Below are 17,307 nucleotides of genomic sequence, written 5' to 3' on the forward strand. Positions count from 1 at the left end.
GTCCTTGTTTGGAAGCGGATAAAAAAAAGAAGATGGTTCATGCCAGCGCATGGAGTTCGTAGCGCACGTCGCCGCGGTCCTGCGCGGCGCCGGCGGTGATCAGGAAACTGTCCCAGCCGAGCCGCCCGCCGCTGCGCGGCTGCTCCAGCGTGACGCCATGCACGTCGTCGGCGCGCAGTACCAGCTGCACTTCGTATTCGAGGCACAGGCCGGTAAACATGGTGAGCATTTTTTCCAGCGCGCGCGCCGCCGGCCCGCCCGGCAGGAAGGCGTCGAAATGGACGCGCGCCAGCGGGCCGACCACCAGCCGCATGCGCAGATCGCGCTGCCAGACGCGAGCGCCGACCAGCGCGGTCGAACCGAGCATGGCGTTCATGCCGCCCAGGCTGCTTTGCTGGTCGCGCGGCACGTCGTACCAGCAGCCGACGAACTGGATCACCTTGATCGGCTGGCCGAAATACGCGGACAATACCTGGCCCATCGCCACCGCCGATGGCGGCCGGTGCCGCATGGCGGCGACAAAAAATCCCACCGACTCGTCGAGCACGCCATCGCCATCGTCGTACAGGCGCCGGCGCAGCGACTCATGGCCCAGGCCCGCCAGCGACAGCAGCAGCGGCAGGAACTTGTCCTTGCCATCGAGCTGGTACTTGAGCTCCAGGCGGTACTTGCGCCACGCTTCGTAGAACAGCGCCAGCGCGCGGTTGGAAAACGTGTCGAGAAAGGCGCGCGGCCCCTCGTCTTTTTCGTACAGCTGGTGCGCGGCGATGCGTTCCGTGTAATGGGCCGGCAGCGCGCCGGACACGCCGAGAAAACCCATGAAGGCCGGCGTGATGCGGACGTATTTCAGCTCGGCGCGCCGTACGGCCTCGCCCAGCGCGCGCATGTCGGTTGCCAAGGCGCCCAGCTCGCGCGGTTCGGTCTGCACGGCTTCGAGCTGGCTGGGCGCGAAATTGAGCGACACCGAATTTTGAAAGCGCAGGAAATTGGCCACCGCGCCTTCGCGCGCCATGCCGTTGCGGGCCAGCCAGAGCTCGAGCATGCGCACGGCCTGGAAGTACTGGAAGCGGTAAGGCTCGGCGAACAGGCGCTCGATTACACTAGGCTCAAATCGCCGCTGCGTGGTTTGCATCGCAATAGCTCCTCTCCCGATTTTTTCGACAGCACCACCAGTTGCGTGAAACTGTTGGCATGCACGTACAGGCCGAGAAAACACTCGACGATATGGGCAAACGCATGGATACCGCTACCGACAAAAGCTTCTTCGTCCAGCGTCAGCCGCACTTCGATGCCACGCACCAGGCAGGCGAAGGGATTGCCGGGCAGCCAGGCATTGGCCGCCTTGTGGTCGATCGCCGCAATGCCGCTGATCTGCCGTTGCGAGGTCGCCGAACGGGGCAAGTCATACAGGGTCAGCATTTCCTGGAACGCTTCCAGGCCGCTGCCCGACAGCGACAGATGGTTCAGCGACAGGTGCGAGATCAGGCGCCAGTGTGCACCGCGGCCCCGCTCAAAGCGGTGCGACTCGGTCGGCTTGCGCAGGAAGCTGATGCTGCGCACGCTCGATCCGCCTTCCAGGAACAGGTCGCCGCCGCGCAGGCCATAGGTGAGTTGCGCCGGCAGGTCGCGGTTGGTACAGCTCAGCTCCAGGCTCAGGGTGTCGGTTTCGATGGCGGCCGGGTCGAAGTCGATATCGACGATGGAAATCTCGGTCTCGTAGCCGGGGCTTTTTTCGCTGATGGCGTCATCGCGCCGCATCACCCAGTAATGGCCGTCCCTGGCCGGTGTCTGGCCATGGCGCAGCGAATAGAAGGGGCGAAATTCGGTGACCGACTCCCCTTGCGGCGTCTGGCGCACCAGCTTCACCGATTCGATTGCGTGCACCTCGAAGGCGTAGGCGCGGCGTGCATCGGCCAGCACAGGATAGCTGGCGGCCGTGTGCGTCAGCCGGATCGGCTCGCCGCGCTGGCGGAACAGGTTAACCACCGGCGTGCAGCCCAGCAGCAGGTTATTCGTCGACATGGTGCCCAGCATGCGCGCCGTATTCGAATCGGTGCGCAGGCCTGCCAGAGCCAGGTGCAGCGTGATGCGCCGGCAGCCGGACGGCAGCGGCGCGCACAGCGCGGCCAGGTCGATATCGAAAAAGTTGAATTTTTCGGGAAAGCAGAAGTATTCGGTCAGCAGCCGGTAGGCCGGATGGGAGCGGGCCGAAAACGGGATCAGCGCGTCATCTTCGGCATAACCGGCGGTGCTGACAGGGATCTGTTGCAGCGCGCTCCAGCGGCCGTTGTTGTCGGCTTCCACGTAGGCCTTGACCGTGCGCATGAACAGCGCGTCGCGCAGCGCCGCGCAAAACGAGGGTTCGCCGTCGATGAACACGCGCAGCTTCGCCACGCCCAGTTGCGCCAGACTGATCTGTTCGGCGGTCGCTTCGATGACGATGCTAATGCTGGAGGTGGCAGCGGGCGGCAGTTGTACCTGCTCGGGCGCGTCGATGATGGCGGCAAACGCCGCCTGCGTCAGCGCCAGCGGCGCCACGGTGACGGGATAAGCGGTGCGGAAAGTGCACGCGACGCCCTTGACGGGGCGCGTCGCCAGTTCGGTGCCGCGCGCAATCTCGGTGGCGGCCGTCAGCTGCGCCGCCGCGCCGCTGTAGTCGAGGCGCGCAATCGAGCACGAAGGGAAAGGCCGCAGGTAATGCGGATACAGCACCTCGAACAGCGCCTCGGTGAATTCCGGGTAATCGTCATCGAGGCGTTTCGAGATGCGCGAGTTGAGCAATGCGAAGGACTGGATCATGCGCTCGATATGCGGGTCTTCACAGACTTCGCCGCCGATCAGCAGGCGGCCAGCGATCTTCGGGTAGCGCTCGGAAAACTCGCGCGAATAGCGGCGCAGGAAACCCAGCTCGCGTTCGTAATACGGTAACAAATCTTCCAAGTTCAGGCTCCTTGCGCCGCACGGCGCGCCTTGCTGATCGTGTAATGCAGGCTTGACGGCTGCAGGATGGCGTCGAAGTTGACGGGTTCCTGCGCCGAGTGCACCACCAACAGCGCGGTGATGGCAAAATTGAGGCGGTTGATCGAGCCTTCCTGGATTTCCAGCGATGCGCGCACACTGCGCAGGCGCGGCTCATGGCGCGCAATGGCTTTTTCCAGGCACTGGCAGATATATGCGCGGTCGTCGGAACTCGACAAGCTCAGGCCGGCGAAATCATTGAGGCCGTAAGTGACGATCGAGCGGCCGCATTCGGGAAATTTTTTCAGCAGCGCTTCCGGTATCACGGTGCGCGTGTTGAGCAGCGCCTCCAGGTCGCGCGCCACGGTGTCTTTCAAATCTTCCAGCGACAGGCGTGAGACGGTGCTGCTGGAAGCGCCCTGGACAGGCATGTCCATCAGGCGGTCGAACAATCCCGGCGTAAAACCCTTCATCGGTATCCTGTGGTTGGCAATAGGAAGGAACAAAAGGGCGGCCCGCGGCGGCCCTTTGATTCGGGAGAATCAGTCACACAGGCACAGGCCGGAGCCACCAGCGGCGGCTGGCCGAAACGGCCTCATCCGGCAAGGGCCGTTGTCGATCAAATCGTCTTGTTAGCCGACAAGTCCCAACCGCCGGAGGTATTGCCGCCGGAGCCACCACCGACTTTTTGCTGCGTGTATTTCCACTTGACCTTGGAATACTTGATCGACAGGTGTTCGCCGAGGATGTCGCCAGGTGCGACGGATGGTGCCACGCTGCTGATCAACACGTTTTCCAGCTCGATCTCGAAATACTTGATGCGCTCGCCCTGGCCGTCAGCGCGCAGGAATTCGAACTTGGCTTTCGGAATCGTCTTGCCAGATGAGCAATTTTGCAGCAGCAGCGGCGTGGCGAGGTCGGCCAATTTGGCCACCACGATATCCTTGTGCTCGGTACGTTCGGCGGTATGGCCGCCGCCCGTCGAGGCGGTGGCGGACTTCGGCTGCAGCACTTCCCATTGAACCGACTTGCATTCGATCCAATCTTTATGGGAGGTGTCGGTGGATTCGCCTTTGATACCATCAATTTGCAAGTAAACGTCGATTGCCATGTCATTCCTTTCGGTTATTAATGAAAAAATCAGGATTTGGTCGATTGCGGCAGCTCCGCGACCAAACGGAGTGAAACGGACAGCTCATCGAGCTGGAAATGGGGACGCAAGAAGGAAACGGCGCGGTAGACGCCCGGACGCCCCGGCACTTCCGATACCTGCACCGATGCTTCGCGCAGGGGGAACTGGGCCTTCTGCTCCTGGCTGGCGTTATCGTCGAGCAGCACGTACTGCATCAGCCAGCGGTTGAGGAACTCTTCGACATTGGACGCGGCGGCAAAGCTGCCGATCTTGTCGCGCATCATCGCCTTCATGTAGTGGGCGATGCGCGAGACGGCAAAGATGTATTGCAGCTGCGACGAGAGCACCGCATTGGCATTGGCCGAATCGGTGTTGTATTTCTTGGCCTTCTGCGCCGATTGGGCGCCGAAGAACGCCGCGTAATCGGTGTTCTTGCAATGCACCAGGGAAATAAAACCCAGGTCGCTCAGTTCCTTTTCGCGCCGGTCGGTAATGGCGATCTCGGTCGGGCATTTCAGCGCCACCTCGCCTTCGTCCGTCTTGAAGGTATGGGTCGGCAAGTCTTCGACCAGGCCGCCGCCTTCCACGCCGCGGATCGCCGCGCACCAGCCGTAGTCGTCGAAGGCCGCCGTCAGCTTCGTGCCAAAGGCATAGGCGGCATTGCACCACAGGTATTTCTGGTGGTCGGTGCCGTCGACATCCTCGACGAAATTGAAACCGTCGACGGTGGCGCCATCGGCCGGATTGAACGGCAGGCGCCCCAGGAAGCGCGGCAGCGTGAGGCCGACGTAGCGCGCATCTTCCGATTCGCGGAACGACTTCCACTTCGCGTATTCGACCGTGTCGAACACCTTGGCCAGGTCGCGTGGCTTGCCAAGGTCGGCATAGCTTTCGAGACCGAACAGCTCGGGCGATGCGGCCGAAATGAAAGGCGCGTGGGCGGCGGCGGCCACATGCGACATCTGTTCGAGGAAATACATGTCTTCGGGCTGGCGCGTGAATTCGAAATCGCCCAGCAGCGCGCCGAATGGCGCGCCGCCGAAAGTGCCGAATTCCTCTTCATACACTTTCTTGAACATGGTCGACTGATCGAATTCCAGCGCGCTCTGGAAATCGCGCACCAGCTCGCGCTTGGTGGCGTTGAGCATCTTGATCTTCAGGTTGGTGCCGGTGGGCGTGTTATCCACCAAGTGATGCAAGCCGGTCCAGCTGCTTTCCAGCTTCTGGAATTCGGGCGCATGCATGATGGCGCTGAGCTGCCGCGAAATGAGCCTGTCCAGTTCAGCAACGCGTGCATCGATGGTGGCCGCCAGGTTATCCGACACCACGACGGTGCCTTCCATCACCTGGCTGACCAGTTCTGAAATCAGATCCTTGGCGCGAGCATGCTCGACGCTGGATTTGGCAACCTTGCTTTGTTCGACGATCTGGTCGAGCAAGCCGATATCGGTGGTCGCGGCGGCACCGGAGGTGGGGGTCAGTTGAGCGGACATGGGATCAGTCTTTCTTGGCGGTGGATTGCTGTTCCAGCTGGGCCAGCTTTTCGGTGCTGTTGAGCACGTCGTTGAGGATATCTTCCAGTTTGTCGTTGCCGGCCAGCTTGTTGCGCAAGTCGGCCAGCTTGGTGCGCGCTTCGAGCAGCCGTCGCAGCGGCGCCACCTGCTCCACCACCGCCTCGGGACGGAAGTCGTTGAGCGACTTGAAGCGCAGGTCCACCCGCAGCAGGCCGCCTTCATCGCTGAGCTCGTTGGACACGCCAAACGCGGCGCGCGGCTCAACCCCCTTGAGCACCTCGTCGAAATTGTCGCGGTCGATGCCGATGAACTTGCGGTCCTTCAGGCGTTTTTGCTCGACTTCGGAATTGCCGCCGAAGTCGCCCACGACGCCCATCACAAAGGGCAGTTCCTTGTTTTCAATCGCATCGCCGATTTCCACGTCATACGTCATCTGCACGCGTGGCGGCCGGACCTTTTGCAGGCGTTTTTGAACACTTTCTTTTTTTGACATGACATCATTCCTTTACGAATAATCGACGGCATCGGCGATGCCCTGGTAACTGCTTTGCTGCCCCGGTTTTACTTCAATCCATCGAAGGGATTGGCACTGCTTTCGGCAGCCTTGGCCGCCCCTCTGCGCGGCGGACGCGGTGGTTTGTCGCGCGCCTGCGCCGCGGCCGGCGCCGGTACCAGCACGGTTTCGCCCAGGCTTTCGCGCAGCAGCTTGGCCAGATCCTGCGACTCGGTGCGCAGCGGGCCGGACAGATTGTTCTGGCGGCTCAAGTCAGCCAATGCACGCGTCGACAGGCGCAGCCCGCTGATCGCAATGACGCTGTTGGCCAGCTTGTCGGCAGGGTCGCGCACCAGCACCTCCTGGGCATTGATGATGGCGTCGCCGTACTGGCCCGCCTCATAGCGGGTTTGTGCCATGCGGGCCCATGGATTTTTGTCGGCTGGGAATGCGTCAGCGGCTTGTTTCCACAAACCCAGGGCCGCTTCGTTGTTGCCCGAACCGGCAGCCTGGGTCGCCTTTGCCATCAGTTCGTCGAGCGAGGGCGGCGGCGGCGCCGTCTTGACGGCAGGGGTGGTGCTGCAGGCACTGAGCGTCAATGCGCAGGCAACCGCAGCAAGAAAATGGCATGTGAATGGGCGAGACATGATCTGGTTTCCCTCAAAAAAAGATGACGCGGTCATTAGAAAAAAAGTTGCAATTTATAGTTGCTAAATTCTTATTTTTGCGAGACTAACACGGATTTAATATTGACTCCGTTCAATAGAAAATACGCGAAATCTCACATTCCGATCGGCCGCAAAGGCCGGCGCCATGCGGAAAACGTACCGTACGCACCTTTCTTCCAGATAATGTTAATGTTGTTGCAGTTGTGAAAAAAGCACATAGTTTCTTGTTGCAAATATTGAATGATCGACCGTGCCGGCAAGCCGGCGATCGCGCGTCAGGAGAGCCCGGAGCGGCAGCGTTCTCCGCGCTTTTATTCCTCAGGCAAAAGGGCAATCGATGAGCATTACAAGCAAATTGTTATGGGGTGAAGGCCTGTTTCTGCGCCCCCAGCACTTCCAGCAGCAAGACCAGTACCATGAGCATCGCCTGCACGAAAGTATCAAGGCGCTGCATCCCTACGCCTGGGGTGTCAACCACATGCAGATCGACCGCGATGCGCTGAGCAATCACACCCTGCGGCTGCTGGAACTGTCGCTGGTATTCCAGGACGGCGAAATCTACAACGCGCCGGGCGCCGATGAATTGCCCGAAGCCCTGGACTTGAGCGCGCTGCAGCAATCTCAGCAAGCAGTCACGTTTTATGCCGCCCTGCCCGCCTTCAAGCATTTCGGCGGCAACTTTGCCGCGCTTGGCCAGCCCAACAGCGCGGCGCGCTACGGCCAGGCCAACCTGGAAACGCCCGACCTGTACACCCATGCAGCGCAGGCCGAACTGGCCTACCTGCAAAAATCACTGCGCCTGGTGGCCGAATCGGAACCGCGCGATTCGTATGTCAGCTTCCCCCTGCTGCGCCTGCGGCGCCTGTCGACCGGCGGCTTCGAGCCCGACCCGTCGTTCGTGCCGCCGAGCCTGTCGATCCGCAGCGCGCCGCTGCTGTTCCTGCAACTGCGCCGCCTGATCGATGCGCTGCAGGCAAAGGTGAACGCCCTGTACGGCCACCACCGCGAACCGAGCAAGAATGTGATCGAATTTCGTTCCGGCGACATGTCCTCGTTCTGGCTGCTGCACACGGCCAGTTCCGCGTTCGCCTCGCTCAGCCATTATTTCCATCATCCGGCGCTGCATCCGGAGCGTTTGTACGAAGCGCTGCTGGCGCTGGCCGGCGCGCTGATGACGTTCTCGAAAACCCATGCGCTGGCCGACCTGCCGGCCTACCAGCACGCCGATCCCGGGCCGTCATTCGCGCGCCTGCACGCGATCATCCGCGAACTGCTCGATACGGTGATCTCGTCAAAATATTTCGCCATTGCGTTGACCGAAGTCAAGCCGTCTTACCATCACGGCAAGCTCGACTCGGGCAAGATCGACGACAAGACCGCGTTTTACCTGGGCGTCTCGGCCGACATGCCGGGCGTGGAACTGGTGGACGTGGTGCCGCTGCGCTTCAAGATCGGCGCGCCGGACGACGTGGAAAAATTCGTGCTGTCGGCCCTGCCCGGCGTGCGCCTGCAGCACACGCCGCAGGTGCCGGCCGCCGTGCCGGTGCGGCCCGATACGTATTACTTCACCATCGAGGCGAAGGGCCAGATGTACGAGCGCATGCTGCAGGCCCAGTCGATCTCGGTCTACGTTCCGTCCGGCATGCGGGACCTGAAACTTGAACTTGTCGCCATCACTTCCTGAAGATAAACGATGAATGCAAACGCCCCCTCCCTGATGTCCGGCGGCTCCGCCGCGTATGCATCGAGCGTACCGGCCGGCCCAGGCACTGAACATGCGCTGAGCGATCTGATGTACGACGGTTTCTATGCCCTGTTCATGCTGAAAAACGGCAGCGGCCCGCAAGATAATGCTGACTTCATCAGAAAAATGACGCAGTTTCTCGACGAGTTCGGCCACGCGGCGAAAAAGCATGGCGCCTCGGCCGATGATATCGATGCCGCCAAATACGCATTCTGCGCGGCTGTCGACGAAATCATCCTGCGCTCGCCGTATGCCATCCGCGACGACTGGGCGCGCCGGCCGCTGCAACTGGTGCTGTTCGGCGACCAGCTGGCCGGCGAGAACTTCTTCATCCGCCTTGAAGCACTGCGTGCGCGCGGCAGCGCCCACCTGCAGGCGCTGGAAGTGTTCCACATGTGCCTGCTGCTCGGTTTCCAGGGCCGCTATATCCTGGAAGGCTCTGAAAAACTGGCCTACCTGACGGCCCGCCTGGGCGACGAGATCGCCCAGATGAAGGGCAAGAAAGCCGGCTTTGCACCACATGCGGAGCGCCCCGACCAGATCGCGCACAAGTTGCGTAACGACGTGCCGCTATGGGTGCTGTGCTCGGTGTTCGCGCTGATCAGCGCACTGGGCTACCTGGGCCTGCGCACCATGCTGGCCAAAAACACGGAGCGCCAGATGAACGCCTACAGCGATATCGTCAAGCTGGCGCCACGCACGGCCAACCTGACCATCACGTTGCCGTAATGAGCGGCCTGGCAACGACAGACACTGCCCTGGACGTGTTCGGCACCGGCCTGTCCCAGCATGCGCGGCTGATCACGCTGAGCACGGCGCAGGAATCGAACCTGCCCGAATCGCTGATGGCCGAACGGCTGACGGGCCGCGAGGCGGTCAATGAACTGTTCCGCTTCGAGCTCGATGCCCTGAGCACGGCGGCAAGCCTGGACCTGGCCAGCTTTCTCGGCGAAGAAATCACGGTCAAGCTGCTGCAGCCCGACGGCAGCTGGCGCGCCTGGCACGGACTGTGCACCGATTGCGCCTTTGCCGGCGCCGACGGCGGCGTGGCGCGCTACCGGCTGCGCCTCGAACCCGCCCTGGCCTTGCTGGCCTTGCGCCGCGACAGCTATATCTTCCAGGACAAGAACGCGCGCGACCTCATCACGGAACTGCTTGGCGACTATCCGCAGGTCCGCTTCGAATTCGATGTCAGCCAGGAACTGGCACCGCGCCCGGTCTGGACGCAATACCGCGAGAGCGACCTGGCCTTCCTGACCCGCGTGCTTGCTTTCGAAGGCCTGAGCTGGCGCTTCGAGCACGAGCAGGATGGCGCGGCACAAGAAGGCACGCAACAGAACGAACGACAGGCAAAGCACAAGCTGGTCATTTTCGACAGCAAGGCCGTCGCGCCAGCGACGCCGGGCGTTGCCGGCCTGCGCTTTCACGGCGTGCGCGCCAGCGATACCGATGACGCCATCAACAGCTTCGGCGCGCGGCGCCAGGTGCGGCCCAATGCGGTCGGCATCAGCAGCTGGGACCCGCAGCAGCTGGCGGCGCCGGCCGCCGAACACAGCTCCAGCCTGGCGGCCGGCGAATTGCCGCCCCTGCCGCTGTACGACGGCGCCGGCGAACGGCGCCATGCCGACAGCACGGCGGCCGGTCCGCGCGGCCTGCGCATGCTGCAGGCGCTGGAGCTGGAGAACAAGCAATTCACGGGCGGTGGCGCGGTGCGGCGCATGGCTGCCGGCTACGCCTTCGACCTGCTGCAGCACGAGCATTATCCCGATGGCGCCAACCAGTTCACCGTGCTGTGGGTCGAGCACCAGGCACGCAACAATCTGGGGCCGGCCGGCGGCGCGCTGACGACGGTGCTGTCGAAACTGTCGAAAATAGCCAGTCTGGGCGACGTCGCCAGCCTGCTCGATGGCCAGCTTGAGGCCGGCACCTACCGCAACACCTTCGGCTGCGTGCGCACCAGCGTGGCCATCGTGCCGCGCGCCACCGCTGCGTGCCAGGCCAGCAGCGCGCTGGGGCCGCAAACGGCACTGGTGGTCGGACTGCCCGACAGCGTGGCCACCACCGGACGCGACCATCAGGTACGCATCCAGTTCGCCTGGCAACGCGGCAGCGCCGCCAATCCGGGCGGCATGACGCACAACACGGATCAACAGGGCAACGCTCCCGGCAACGAAGCGTCAGGCGCCTGGGTACGCGTGGCCGAAGCGCTGGCCGGTCCGAACTGGGGTTCGCAATTTACGCCGCGCATCGGCACCGAAGTGCTGGTCGATTTCATCGAAGGCGACATGGACCGCCCGCTGGTGGTGGCCCAGCTCTATACGGGCAACGACGCGCCGCCCTATGCGGCCGGCGTCGATTCGGACGTCAACCACGCCGGCGTCATTTCCGGCATCCACAGCCATAATTTCGATGGCGGCGGCTATAACCAGTGGGTAATCGACGACACGCCGGGCCAGTTGCGCACCCGCCTGGCGACGAGCAGCGCGGCCACGCAGCTGAACCTCGGCTACCTGGTACAGCAAGGCGTGGGCACGGCCCAGCGCGGCAGTTACCGCGGCAGCGGCTTCGAACTGCGCACCGACGCCTGGACCGTGCTGCGCGGCGGCGAAGGCGTACTCATCTCTACCAGCGCCCGCGCACGGACGGGCGCGGGCGTGACCTCTACCCAGCTCGACACTGCGGAAGCGCTGGGCCAGCTGAAAGGCGCGGCCGAACTGAACAAGTCGTTGGCCGAGGCCGCGCAACAACAAACCGCCCTGTTCAGCCAGGAAGCGAAACAGGCCCAGCTGGACCTGATCAAACAGATCGACCCGCAGCAGGACGGCAAATACCAGGCCAGCCTGGGCGGGCAGGAAGCGCTGAAGACCAGCGCAGGCGAGCGCAAACTAGCCACCGACCAGCCGGTGGAAAAATTCGGCCAGCCGCTGGTACTGATGGAGGCACCCGCCAGCATCAACTGGGCCACCCCCGGCTCGACCGTCATGTTTGCGGCCCAGCAGCTGCAATGGACCACGCAATCGGACCTGCACATGACGGCTGGCCACACTTATTCGTGCGTGTCGGCCAGTGCGCATGGGTTGTTTGCCCACACCGGCGGCATCCAGGCGATCGCCGCCAACGGCCCGGTATCGCTGCAGGCACATACGGGGCAACTGGAGATTCTGGCCGACAAGGCCATTACCGTGATCTCGGTCAACGACAGCATCGACATCAAGGCCAACCAGAAGATCACCCTGCAGGCCGGGCAGTCGTCGATCACCTTAGAGGGCGGCAATATCACGTTCACCTGCCCCGGCAACTTCACCGTCAAGGGTGGCCAGCACCTATTTAACGGCGGCGCCAGCGCGGCCGGCATGCTGCCGGCGCTGCCCGATACGCGCATCAAGCTGTTCGATGAAGGCTTCGTGCTGCGCGACCGCGACACGGGTGAACCGATGCCGCGCCAGCCCTACCGCATCAAGCGCGAAGATGGCAGCTATGAGAGCGGCATGACGGACGAAAAGGGCTTGACGCATGTGATTGCAGCAGCCGCCGCCGAGGCGCTGGTGATCGAGCTGCTGAAAACCGTGGGCGGCCAGGGTGCGGCCCCGGCACCCGCCCCCTCTTCAACTCCGGCGCCGGTCCCAGGTTCACCAGGGCAGCCGGCAGCCAGAGCCAGGACCGACACCCCGCCGGAACCGAAATACAAGCCGGCAGGCGACTCCAGCACCACGCCGGTGGATAACAAGCGCCGCAAGGAAGTGCTGGTCAAGCTGCCGGCCTGCTGGATCGAGGACTACGAAAAGGAAATCGCCGGTCCCTCTTATGGCCGCTATGCGCAGCCGTTCCAGCACGACGGCACGCCGCACAAATACAAGGACAAGATCTGGTTCAAGCTGTACGTGCCGGCAAAAACGGACCGTCCCGTGGTGGTGGAAGTACGTTTCAAGGCCATCACGGTACTGGACGCGGCAGGACAGGCGCTGGAAGAGAGCGACAAGGGCACGGAATCGGCGGCGCTGCGCGTCAAGCAACGCGCCAACGTGGTGGCGCTGGCGCAGAAAAACGCGACGGCCGGCATCGAGGGCAACTGGAACAACAAGTTCCGGCTTGAAATCAATGATCCGCAATGCGGACAAAAAGTGTTGCCCGTGGTTTTCCGCGTCCTCTGGGTCGATGATCAGCAGCACTACACGCTGCAGATCCACAAGCGCTATGACCGCGAAAACGTGACCGGCGACGTCATGAACGTGTCGCTGGCAACGGCACTGACCACGTATGCGCATGAATTCGGGCATTGCGTCGGCATGCCCGACGAATACTCGTACACGGAGTTCGAAGAAACTGTACGCTATTTCAAACCGGACGGCACGCTCGACGAGCCCATCGTTTGCCACGTCAACGGCACCTCGCCGGAAGACCTGACGCAATCGATCATGTCGTATGCGGAAGGCGCGCGGATATTGAAACGCCACGGCTGGAATATCGCGATTGAAGCACAGGAATTACTGAGCAAAAAAATCGGCAGGAAAATACGATGCGATATTGTCTGACACTGCTTACCTATGCCATGCTGATGGCACTACCATCGAAAGCCAATAACATGACGAGCACTCACGCTCCCCTCTCCATTTCCCTGCAATGCCTGGGCAACGCTGGCTGCGTCTATCAGCGCAAGCCGATCGACATGCTGGTCACCATCCGCAACGATGGCAGCCGCGATATCGGTTTTCCGCTCGACTACCTGCGCAAGTCGGGCCCGATCGTCAAATTCATCGATACCGATACGGGCGCCGTCACCTACGCCCGCCGTGGCCTGGCCAATCCGGCGCTGAAAACGCAATTCACCACAATTGCGCCAGGCGCCTCGGTTTCCATGGAAATCGATGTGCATCCCACCGACATTGAAACGTTTCGCATCGACAAAGTCGATATCAGCGTGGAAGTGATATTGAAGGGCAACATACGCATCGATGGCGAAGCAGAGCTGCAGGACTACCAGGGCGGCGCAAAGATCCGCGTCTTTGAAAAAGAGGAATAAGAATATGCTGGCGCGGATGATGCTGTACAGCCTTGGCGTCTACCAGCAGGTGCCGTCGCCACTGAAAGGATATCGCTGTCCGGCCACGTGCTGACAGGCCACGACAATCGTCCGGCCCCGCATGTCAGAATTGGCTTTCTCTCGGCTCACTCATGGGGCGTACAGAAATGTCTCATGTGAGCAACTACGCCAAGAATAGAAAAGAGCGAAATTGGGGAGATCCCCACTGTCGACCTCACAAAAAATCCAGCTGCAAAATCGGACGCCATCAGGTCGCAGGCGTTCTCGACCACCTTCCTTCGCGCGTTGAGATGAGCAAATCTGGCGCAGCGCATGCGCCAACCGCATGGCATTTCTGGGCGCTGAAGCCTTCGTATCGGCACATCAGCAAGGACAGCGATCCCAGGGATGATCCAAGAGCTTCAAAGATATGCCCAGGCCGCAACGCAGAGCCAGGACACCGTCATCTGCGCAAGACCAGGCCGCGACATCGCTTGGCAACGACCTTTGATCCAGATTAACCGGAAGAAATGCGAAACAAGGCGTGCCGTGATGTGGCGCACAGACGGTAAAATCCATGCTGGTGGCCAGGTGATCGATGACAAAGCCCTGCCGTAGCTTTTCATCATTACGGCGGCGGGCGCGCGACAGCCGGTCATTCACGAACGCTGTATATTGAAAGTAAAAGTGAAAGTGAAAGGCAAAATATATGTCTGGCGATACCCAAGTCACAGAGCGGATCAAAAGCTGCCGCGAAAATCTGCGTATCTCACAAGTGCTGCTTGCCGATCTGGCAGGCATCAATCCCACGCAACTGTATCGCTACGAAGCAGGAAAAGCGAAACTGCGTATGGAAGCGGCAGAGAAAATTGCCGCGGCCCTTGGCGTCAGCACCGCCTGGCTTGTGCACGGGACGTTGCCCATCGCCAGAGGGACGCAAATCGACCCTCCAGTACCTGCCGGAGGGGGGCTGATCCTGAAATTCCTGGAACTTCCCCCTGCGCTTGCCGTGGTGGTAAAGCGCTTGGCCATGCAAAATGGCAGCACCGTAGAAATGGAAGTGCTGGACCTTGTGCATCAGGGCCTCGAAGCGATGCACAAAAAAGCACGGGATTGCGCCAGGTCTGCAGGCAAGAGCGAAAAATAACCAGCTCCCTTCCTTGGTGGAAAGACTTTCGTGATAGGTGGGTTGCTACAGTTCGCGGGAAAAAATACCCGCAGCGCGATCAATGCGCTGGCCCGTGTAGTCAAAAAAACGACCTGATGGCGGCCCGGAACCATTGACCTGAAATCGCGGTGGAGCGTCGATGCTGGCACTCCTTAACCGGGATCCACGAACCCACATCAAAAAAGTGGCCGTTGCTCTTTCTTGAACCATCAATATCCATATACTTATCTTTTTAAAATCAATGAGTTAAATCCACCGCACCACTCCTATCCGATGCGCAATGAGGAAGCCAAGCCTCTGATTTTTCAGTATTTACAAAGTAATTCAATTGCGCATACCCTCAAAAATACCTTCCCCAGAAAAATCCGTTATTGCCGGTTTGTCGCAGCCGGGATAGGAGACACCAGTCCGCTTGCTCGCACTTGTTATCCGATTCTTCTGGGCGACAACGCATTCATTTCAGCACAGCAGCAATCGAAGTGTTCCGACGAATTTAAGAATACGCCAATTCTCAGTGCCACGCTGTCACCCTGTAAATAACGCAATATCAGGCCCGCTATAGCGACACAGACGATGGAACGCTCCTATCTCTCAACCGTTTTCACCATAGCCCATATCGGCGCCGCTTTTCAAGTCTCAAGCAGGGCAGTCAATCGGACCGTATTGGCATTTGATAAAGCGCAACTGACTGCAGATCGACACGACTAAGGCTACCCGCAAGCGACAGTCATTAAGTATGTGTGCATGACGATCTGATCCTGTATTCATGTATTGGTCTGGGCAGTCAAAAGGCGCACAGTATCCGCCAGCATGACAAGGTCTCTCTGGCCATTCCCCCCTATCAGGACTGGGAACATATACGGGGGCTGTCAATGGCAGGCAATGCCGCCCTTGTCCATGATGCCGACAAGACGGAACATGTAGCCGACCTGTTGCTGTTTCATTTCCCACAACTGCGACAGCTCATCAATGCAAATACTGCGCCGCCGTGGCCCGGCTTGGTATTTGCGCGCATCACTCCCAGCGTGATCTCCATACTGAACTATGAACTGGGTTTCGGTCACACCGATTTGTTTGAAGTCACTTGACCCACAATACCAACCATTATGAGGAACTACATGATGTAAATCATAAATTTTTCTCGCGGGATTTGTTAGGCTGCCATCATTCATCCAACAGGTGCCCGTCATGAACTATAAAACGATCGTTGTCCATGTTGATGCAACGCCTCAGGCTCACGAACGTGTCGTATTGGCAGGAATAATTGCTCGTAGTCAGCAGGCCCACCTGATCGGTACTGCGACGGCACCACTATCGAACCTGTATGAGGCCAGGCGCAGCATCGTGGATGCTCTCGGGCGCTTTGACACCCAGTCCCGCTCTATCGATGTATCCTGCGAGCGTCGCTTGAGCGACCATGATCCCCAAACGAACCTGATACTGCAGGCACGCCAGGCCGACTTGCTCGTGCTGAGCCAAAGCATCCCACATGGCGACGACGGTGGCCAGCCCCGGCATCTGCCCGAATATGTGGCACTTCATGCAGGCCGACCGATCCTGGTCGTGCCACATACGGGCACCTACCAGCATCTGGATCAGCACGCGCTGATCGCCTGGGACGGCAGCCAGGCAGCCACCCGCGCCGTCACCGACGCGCTGCCGCTGCTGCGCCACAGTCTGCGCATTACTCTCGTCATGTTCCCTCCAACTCCGCAATCCAGCATTCATGCGGGAAAACCTGGTGCCGACATCGCCATGTTCCTTGCGCGCCATGGCGTTCAGGTCCAAGTCATGGAACACACGGTCATGCTCGGTATGTCAGTGGGTGAATCCCTGCTGTCACTGGCGGAAGAACTGAATGCCGACCTCCTGGTGATGGGCGCTTATGGCCATCCTCGTTGGAATGAAATAGTGCTGGGCGGAGCCACGCGCACACTGCTACGCTCAATGACGCTGCCAGTGCTGATGTCTCACTAGGGTTGCTGGTAATGGACACGGATCGCGTTATCCAGCAATGCAACATGAGCGGACACCCTCAATAGAAATTACCCAGCCGGTTGATGAATGTCAATTGCGCTTTCTCTGTTTTGAACTTAAACCGCTAGACTGAATTAGTTGCCACCTCACTACTTTGAAGCCATTTTTCATGTCACGATAGACCAATCTGGAGAAAACTATGCCTGATGCAAATGCCAATACGCCCGAACAGCTCCATCTGAACGGGAAGCTTTCCCTGATCAATCGCTATAACGCAATAGCGCAGCACACACTCGACTGCAGTTCCGAGATATCCCGCCTGAATATACGCTACGCTCGGGAATTGTCGGAAGCCAACATAGATACCCTACTGCTGTGCATGCAGAACTGCAGCCTGGCTCGCCGTTACGAACTGGGATTTGCTTACCTGAAACCACAGGTTTCGGCCAACAATGTTTACCGGTCAAACTTGTTCAAGATCATGCTTGACATGCAAAACTCCATATTGGAAGGTGCCAATGCAACGGTATCCGACTACGCTATAGAATTACGAAAATTTGCCGTATCCTAGCCATGCAGCGAGTCCAACACGCATGATCATCAGGCTCCTCCAGCAGCGAGGCTCCCGGCGGT

The 17,307-nt window shown here is 60.3% G+C and carries 16 protein-coding genes; 9 read left to right on the plus strand and 7 right to left on the minus strand.

Features of this window, described 5'->3' with window-relative positions; translation table 11 throughout:
- Positions 1 to 37: 37 nt before the first annotated feature.
- From tssG to CBW50_RS08860, 7 genes are all read right to left on the minus strand, one after another.
- Complete coding sequence (gene tssG, locus CBW50_RS08830; RefSeq protein ID WP_086145192.1) at positions 38 to 1,132, minus strand: type VI secretion system baseplate subunit TssG; 1,095 nt, start codon at positions 1,130 to 1,132, stop codon at positions 38 to 40.
- The gene (gene tssF, locus CBW50_RS08835; RefSeq protein WP_086145193.1) at positions 1,096 to 2,940 is read right to left on the minus strand and encodes a type VI secretion system baseplate subunit TssF; all 1,845 of its coding nucleotides are present in this window, start codon (positions 2,938 to 2,940) and stop codon (positions 1,096 to 1,098) included. The genes tssG and tssF overlap by 37 nt, the downstream gene beginning before the upstream one ends.
- Before the next feature lie 2 nt (positions 2,941 to 2,942).
- Entirely contained in the window at positions 2,943 to 3,431 is a 489-nt protein-coding gene (gene tssE, locus CBW50_RS08840) for a type VI secretion system baseplate subunit TssE (RefSeq protein ID WP_086145194.1), read from the minus strand.
- Positions 3,432 to 3,577: 146 nt separating this feature from the next.
- Positions 3,578 to 4,069: a type VI secretion system tube protein Hcp gene (locus CBW50_RS08845; RefSeq protein ID WP_086145195.1), complete on the minus strand. Its 492-nt coding sequence runs from the start codon at positions 4,067 to 4,069 to the stop codon at positions 3,578 to 3,580.
- Between the two features lie 29 nt (positions 4,070 to 4,098).
- Positions 4,099 to 5,583: a type VI secretion system contractile sheath large subunit gene (tssC, locus tag CBW50_RS08850; RefSeq protein WP_086145196.1), complete on the minus strand. Its 1,485-nt coding sequence runs from the start codon at positions 5,581 to 5,583 to the stop codon at positions 4,099 to 4,101.
- A 4-nt stretch (positions 5,584 to 5,587) separates the two neighbouring features.
- Complete coding sequence (tssB, locus tag CBW50_RS08855; protein WP_086145197.1) at positions 5,588 to 6,097, minus strand: type VI secretion system contractile sheath small subunit; 510 nt, start codon at positions 6,095 to 6,097, stop codon at positions 5,588 to 5,590.
- A gap of 68 nt (positions 6,098 to 6,165) precedes the next feature.
- A complete protein-coding gene (locus CBW50_RS08860) occupies positions 6,166 to 6,744 on the minus strand; it encodes a hypothetical protein (RefSeq protein WP_086145258.1) in 579 nt (192 codons plus the stop codon).
- A 261-nt stretch (positions 6,745 to 7,005) separates the two neighbouring features.
- Here CBW50_RS08860 and CBW50_RS30160 point away from each other — a divergent pair, with 261 nt between their 5' ends.
- The 9 genes from CBW50_RS30160 to CBW50_RS08905 all read left to right on the plus strand — a co-directional run bounded on the left by CBW50_RS30160 (position 7,006) and on the right by CBW50_RS08905 (position 17,245).
- A complete protein-coding gene (locus tag CBW50_RS30160; protein ID WP_301178803.1) occupies positions 7,006 to 7,134 on the plus strand; it encodes a hypothetical protein in 129 nt (42 codons plus the stop codon).
- The gene (gene tssK, locus CBW50_RS08865; protein WP_086145198.1) at positions 7,103 to 8,449 is read left to right on the plus strand and encodes a type VI secretion system baseplate subunit TssK; all 1,347 of its coding nucleotides are present in this window, start codon (positions 7,103 to 7,105) and stop codon (positions 8,447 to 8,449) included. The genes CBW50_RS30160 and tssK overlap by 32 nt, the downstream gene beginning before the upstream one ends.
- A 9-nt stretch (positions 8,450 to 8,458) precedes the next feature.
- Entirely contained in the window at positions 8,459 to 9,238 is a 780-nt protein-coding gene (icmH, locus tag CBW50_RS08870; protein WP_086145199.1) for a type IVB secretion system protein IcmH/DotU, read from the plus strand.
- Positions 9,238 to 13,041: a type VI secretion system Vgr family protein gene (gene tssI, locus CBW50_RS08875; RefSeq protein WP_086145200.1), complete on the plus strand. Its 3,804-nt coding sequence runs from the start codon at positions 9,238 to 9,240 to the stop codon at positions 13,039 to 13,041. Before icmH ends, tssI begins: the two co-directional genes overlap by 1 nt.
- Before the next feature lie 50 nt (positions 13,042 to 13,091).
- Positions 13,092 to 13,529 carry a hypothetical protein gene (locus CBW50_RS08880; protein ID WP_086145201.1) on the plus strand — a complete coding sequence of 146 codons (438 nt, stop codon included), beginning with the start codon at positions 13,092 to 13,094 and terminating at the stop codon, positions 13,527 to 13,529.
- Between the two features lie 709 nt (positions 13,530 to 14,238).
- Entirely contained in the window at positions 14,239 to 14,676 is a 438-nt protein-coding gene (locus CBW50_RS08890) for a helix-turn-helix domain-containing protein (protein ID WP_086145203.1), read from the plus strand.
- A 761-nt stretch (positions 14,677 to 15,437) separates the two neighbouring features.
- A complete protein-coding gene (locus CBW50_RS28740; RefSeq protein WP_139842450.1) occupies positions 15,438 to 15,785 on the plus strand; it encodes a pyridoxamine 5'-phosphate oxidase family protein in 348 nt (115 codons plus the stop codon).
- 100 nt (positions 15,786 to 15,885) lie between these two features.
- Complete coding sequence (locus tag CBW50_RS08900) at positions 15,886 to 16,674, plus strand: universal stress protein (RefSeq protein ID WP_086145205.1); 789 nt, start codon at positions 15,886 to 15,888, stop codon at positions 16,672 to 16,674.
- A 199-nt stretch (positions 16,675 to 16,873) separates the two neighbouring features.
- A complete protein-coding gene (locus CBW50_RS08905; RefSeq protein WP_086145206.1) occupies positions 16,874 to 17,245 on the plus strand; it encodes a hypothetical protein in 372 nt (123 codons plus the stop codon).
- Positions 17,246 to 17,307: the final 62 nt, after the last annotated feature.

The sequence above is a fragment of the Janthinobacterium sp. GW458P genome, assembly GCF_002127585.1.
Classification (GTDB): Bacteria; Pseudomonadota; Gammaproteobacteria; order Burkholderiales; family Burkholderiaceae_D; genus Janthinobacterium.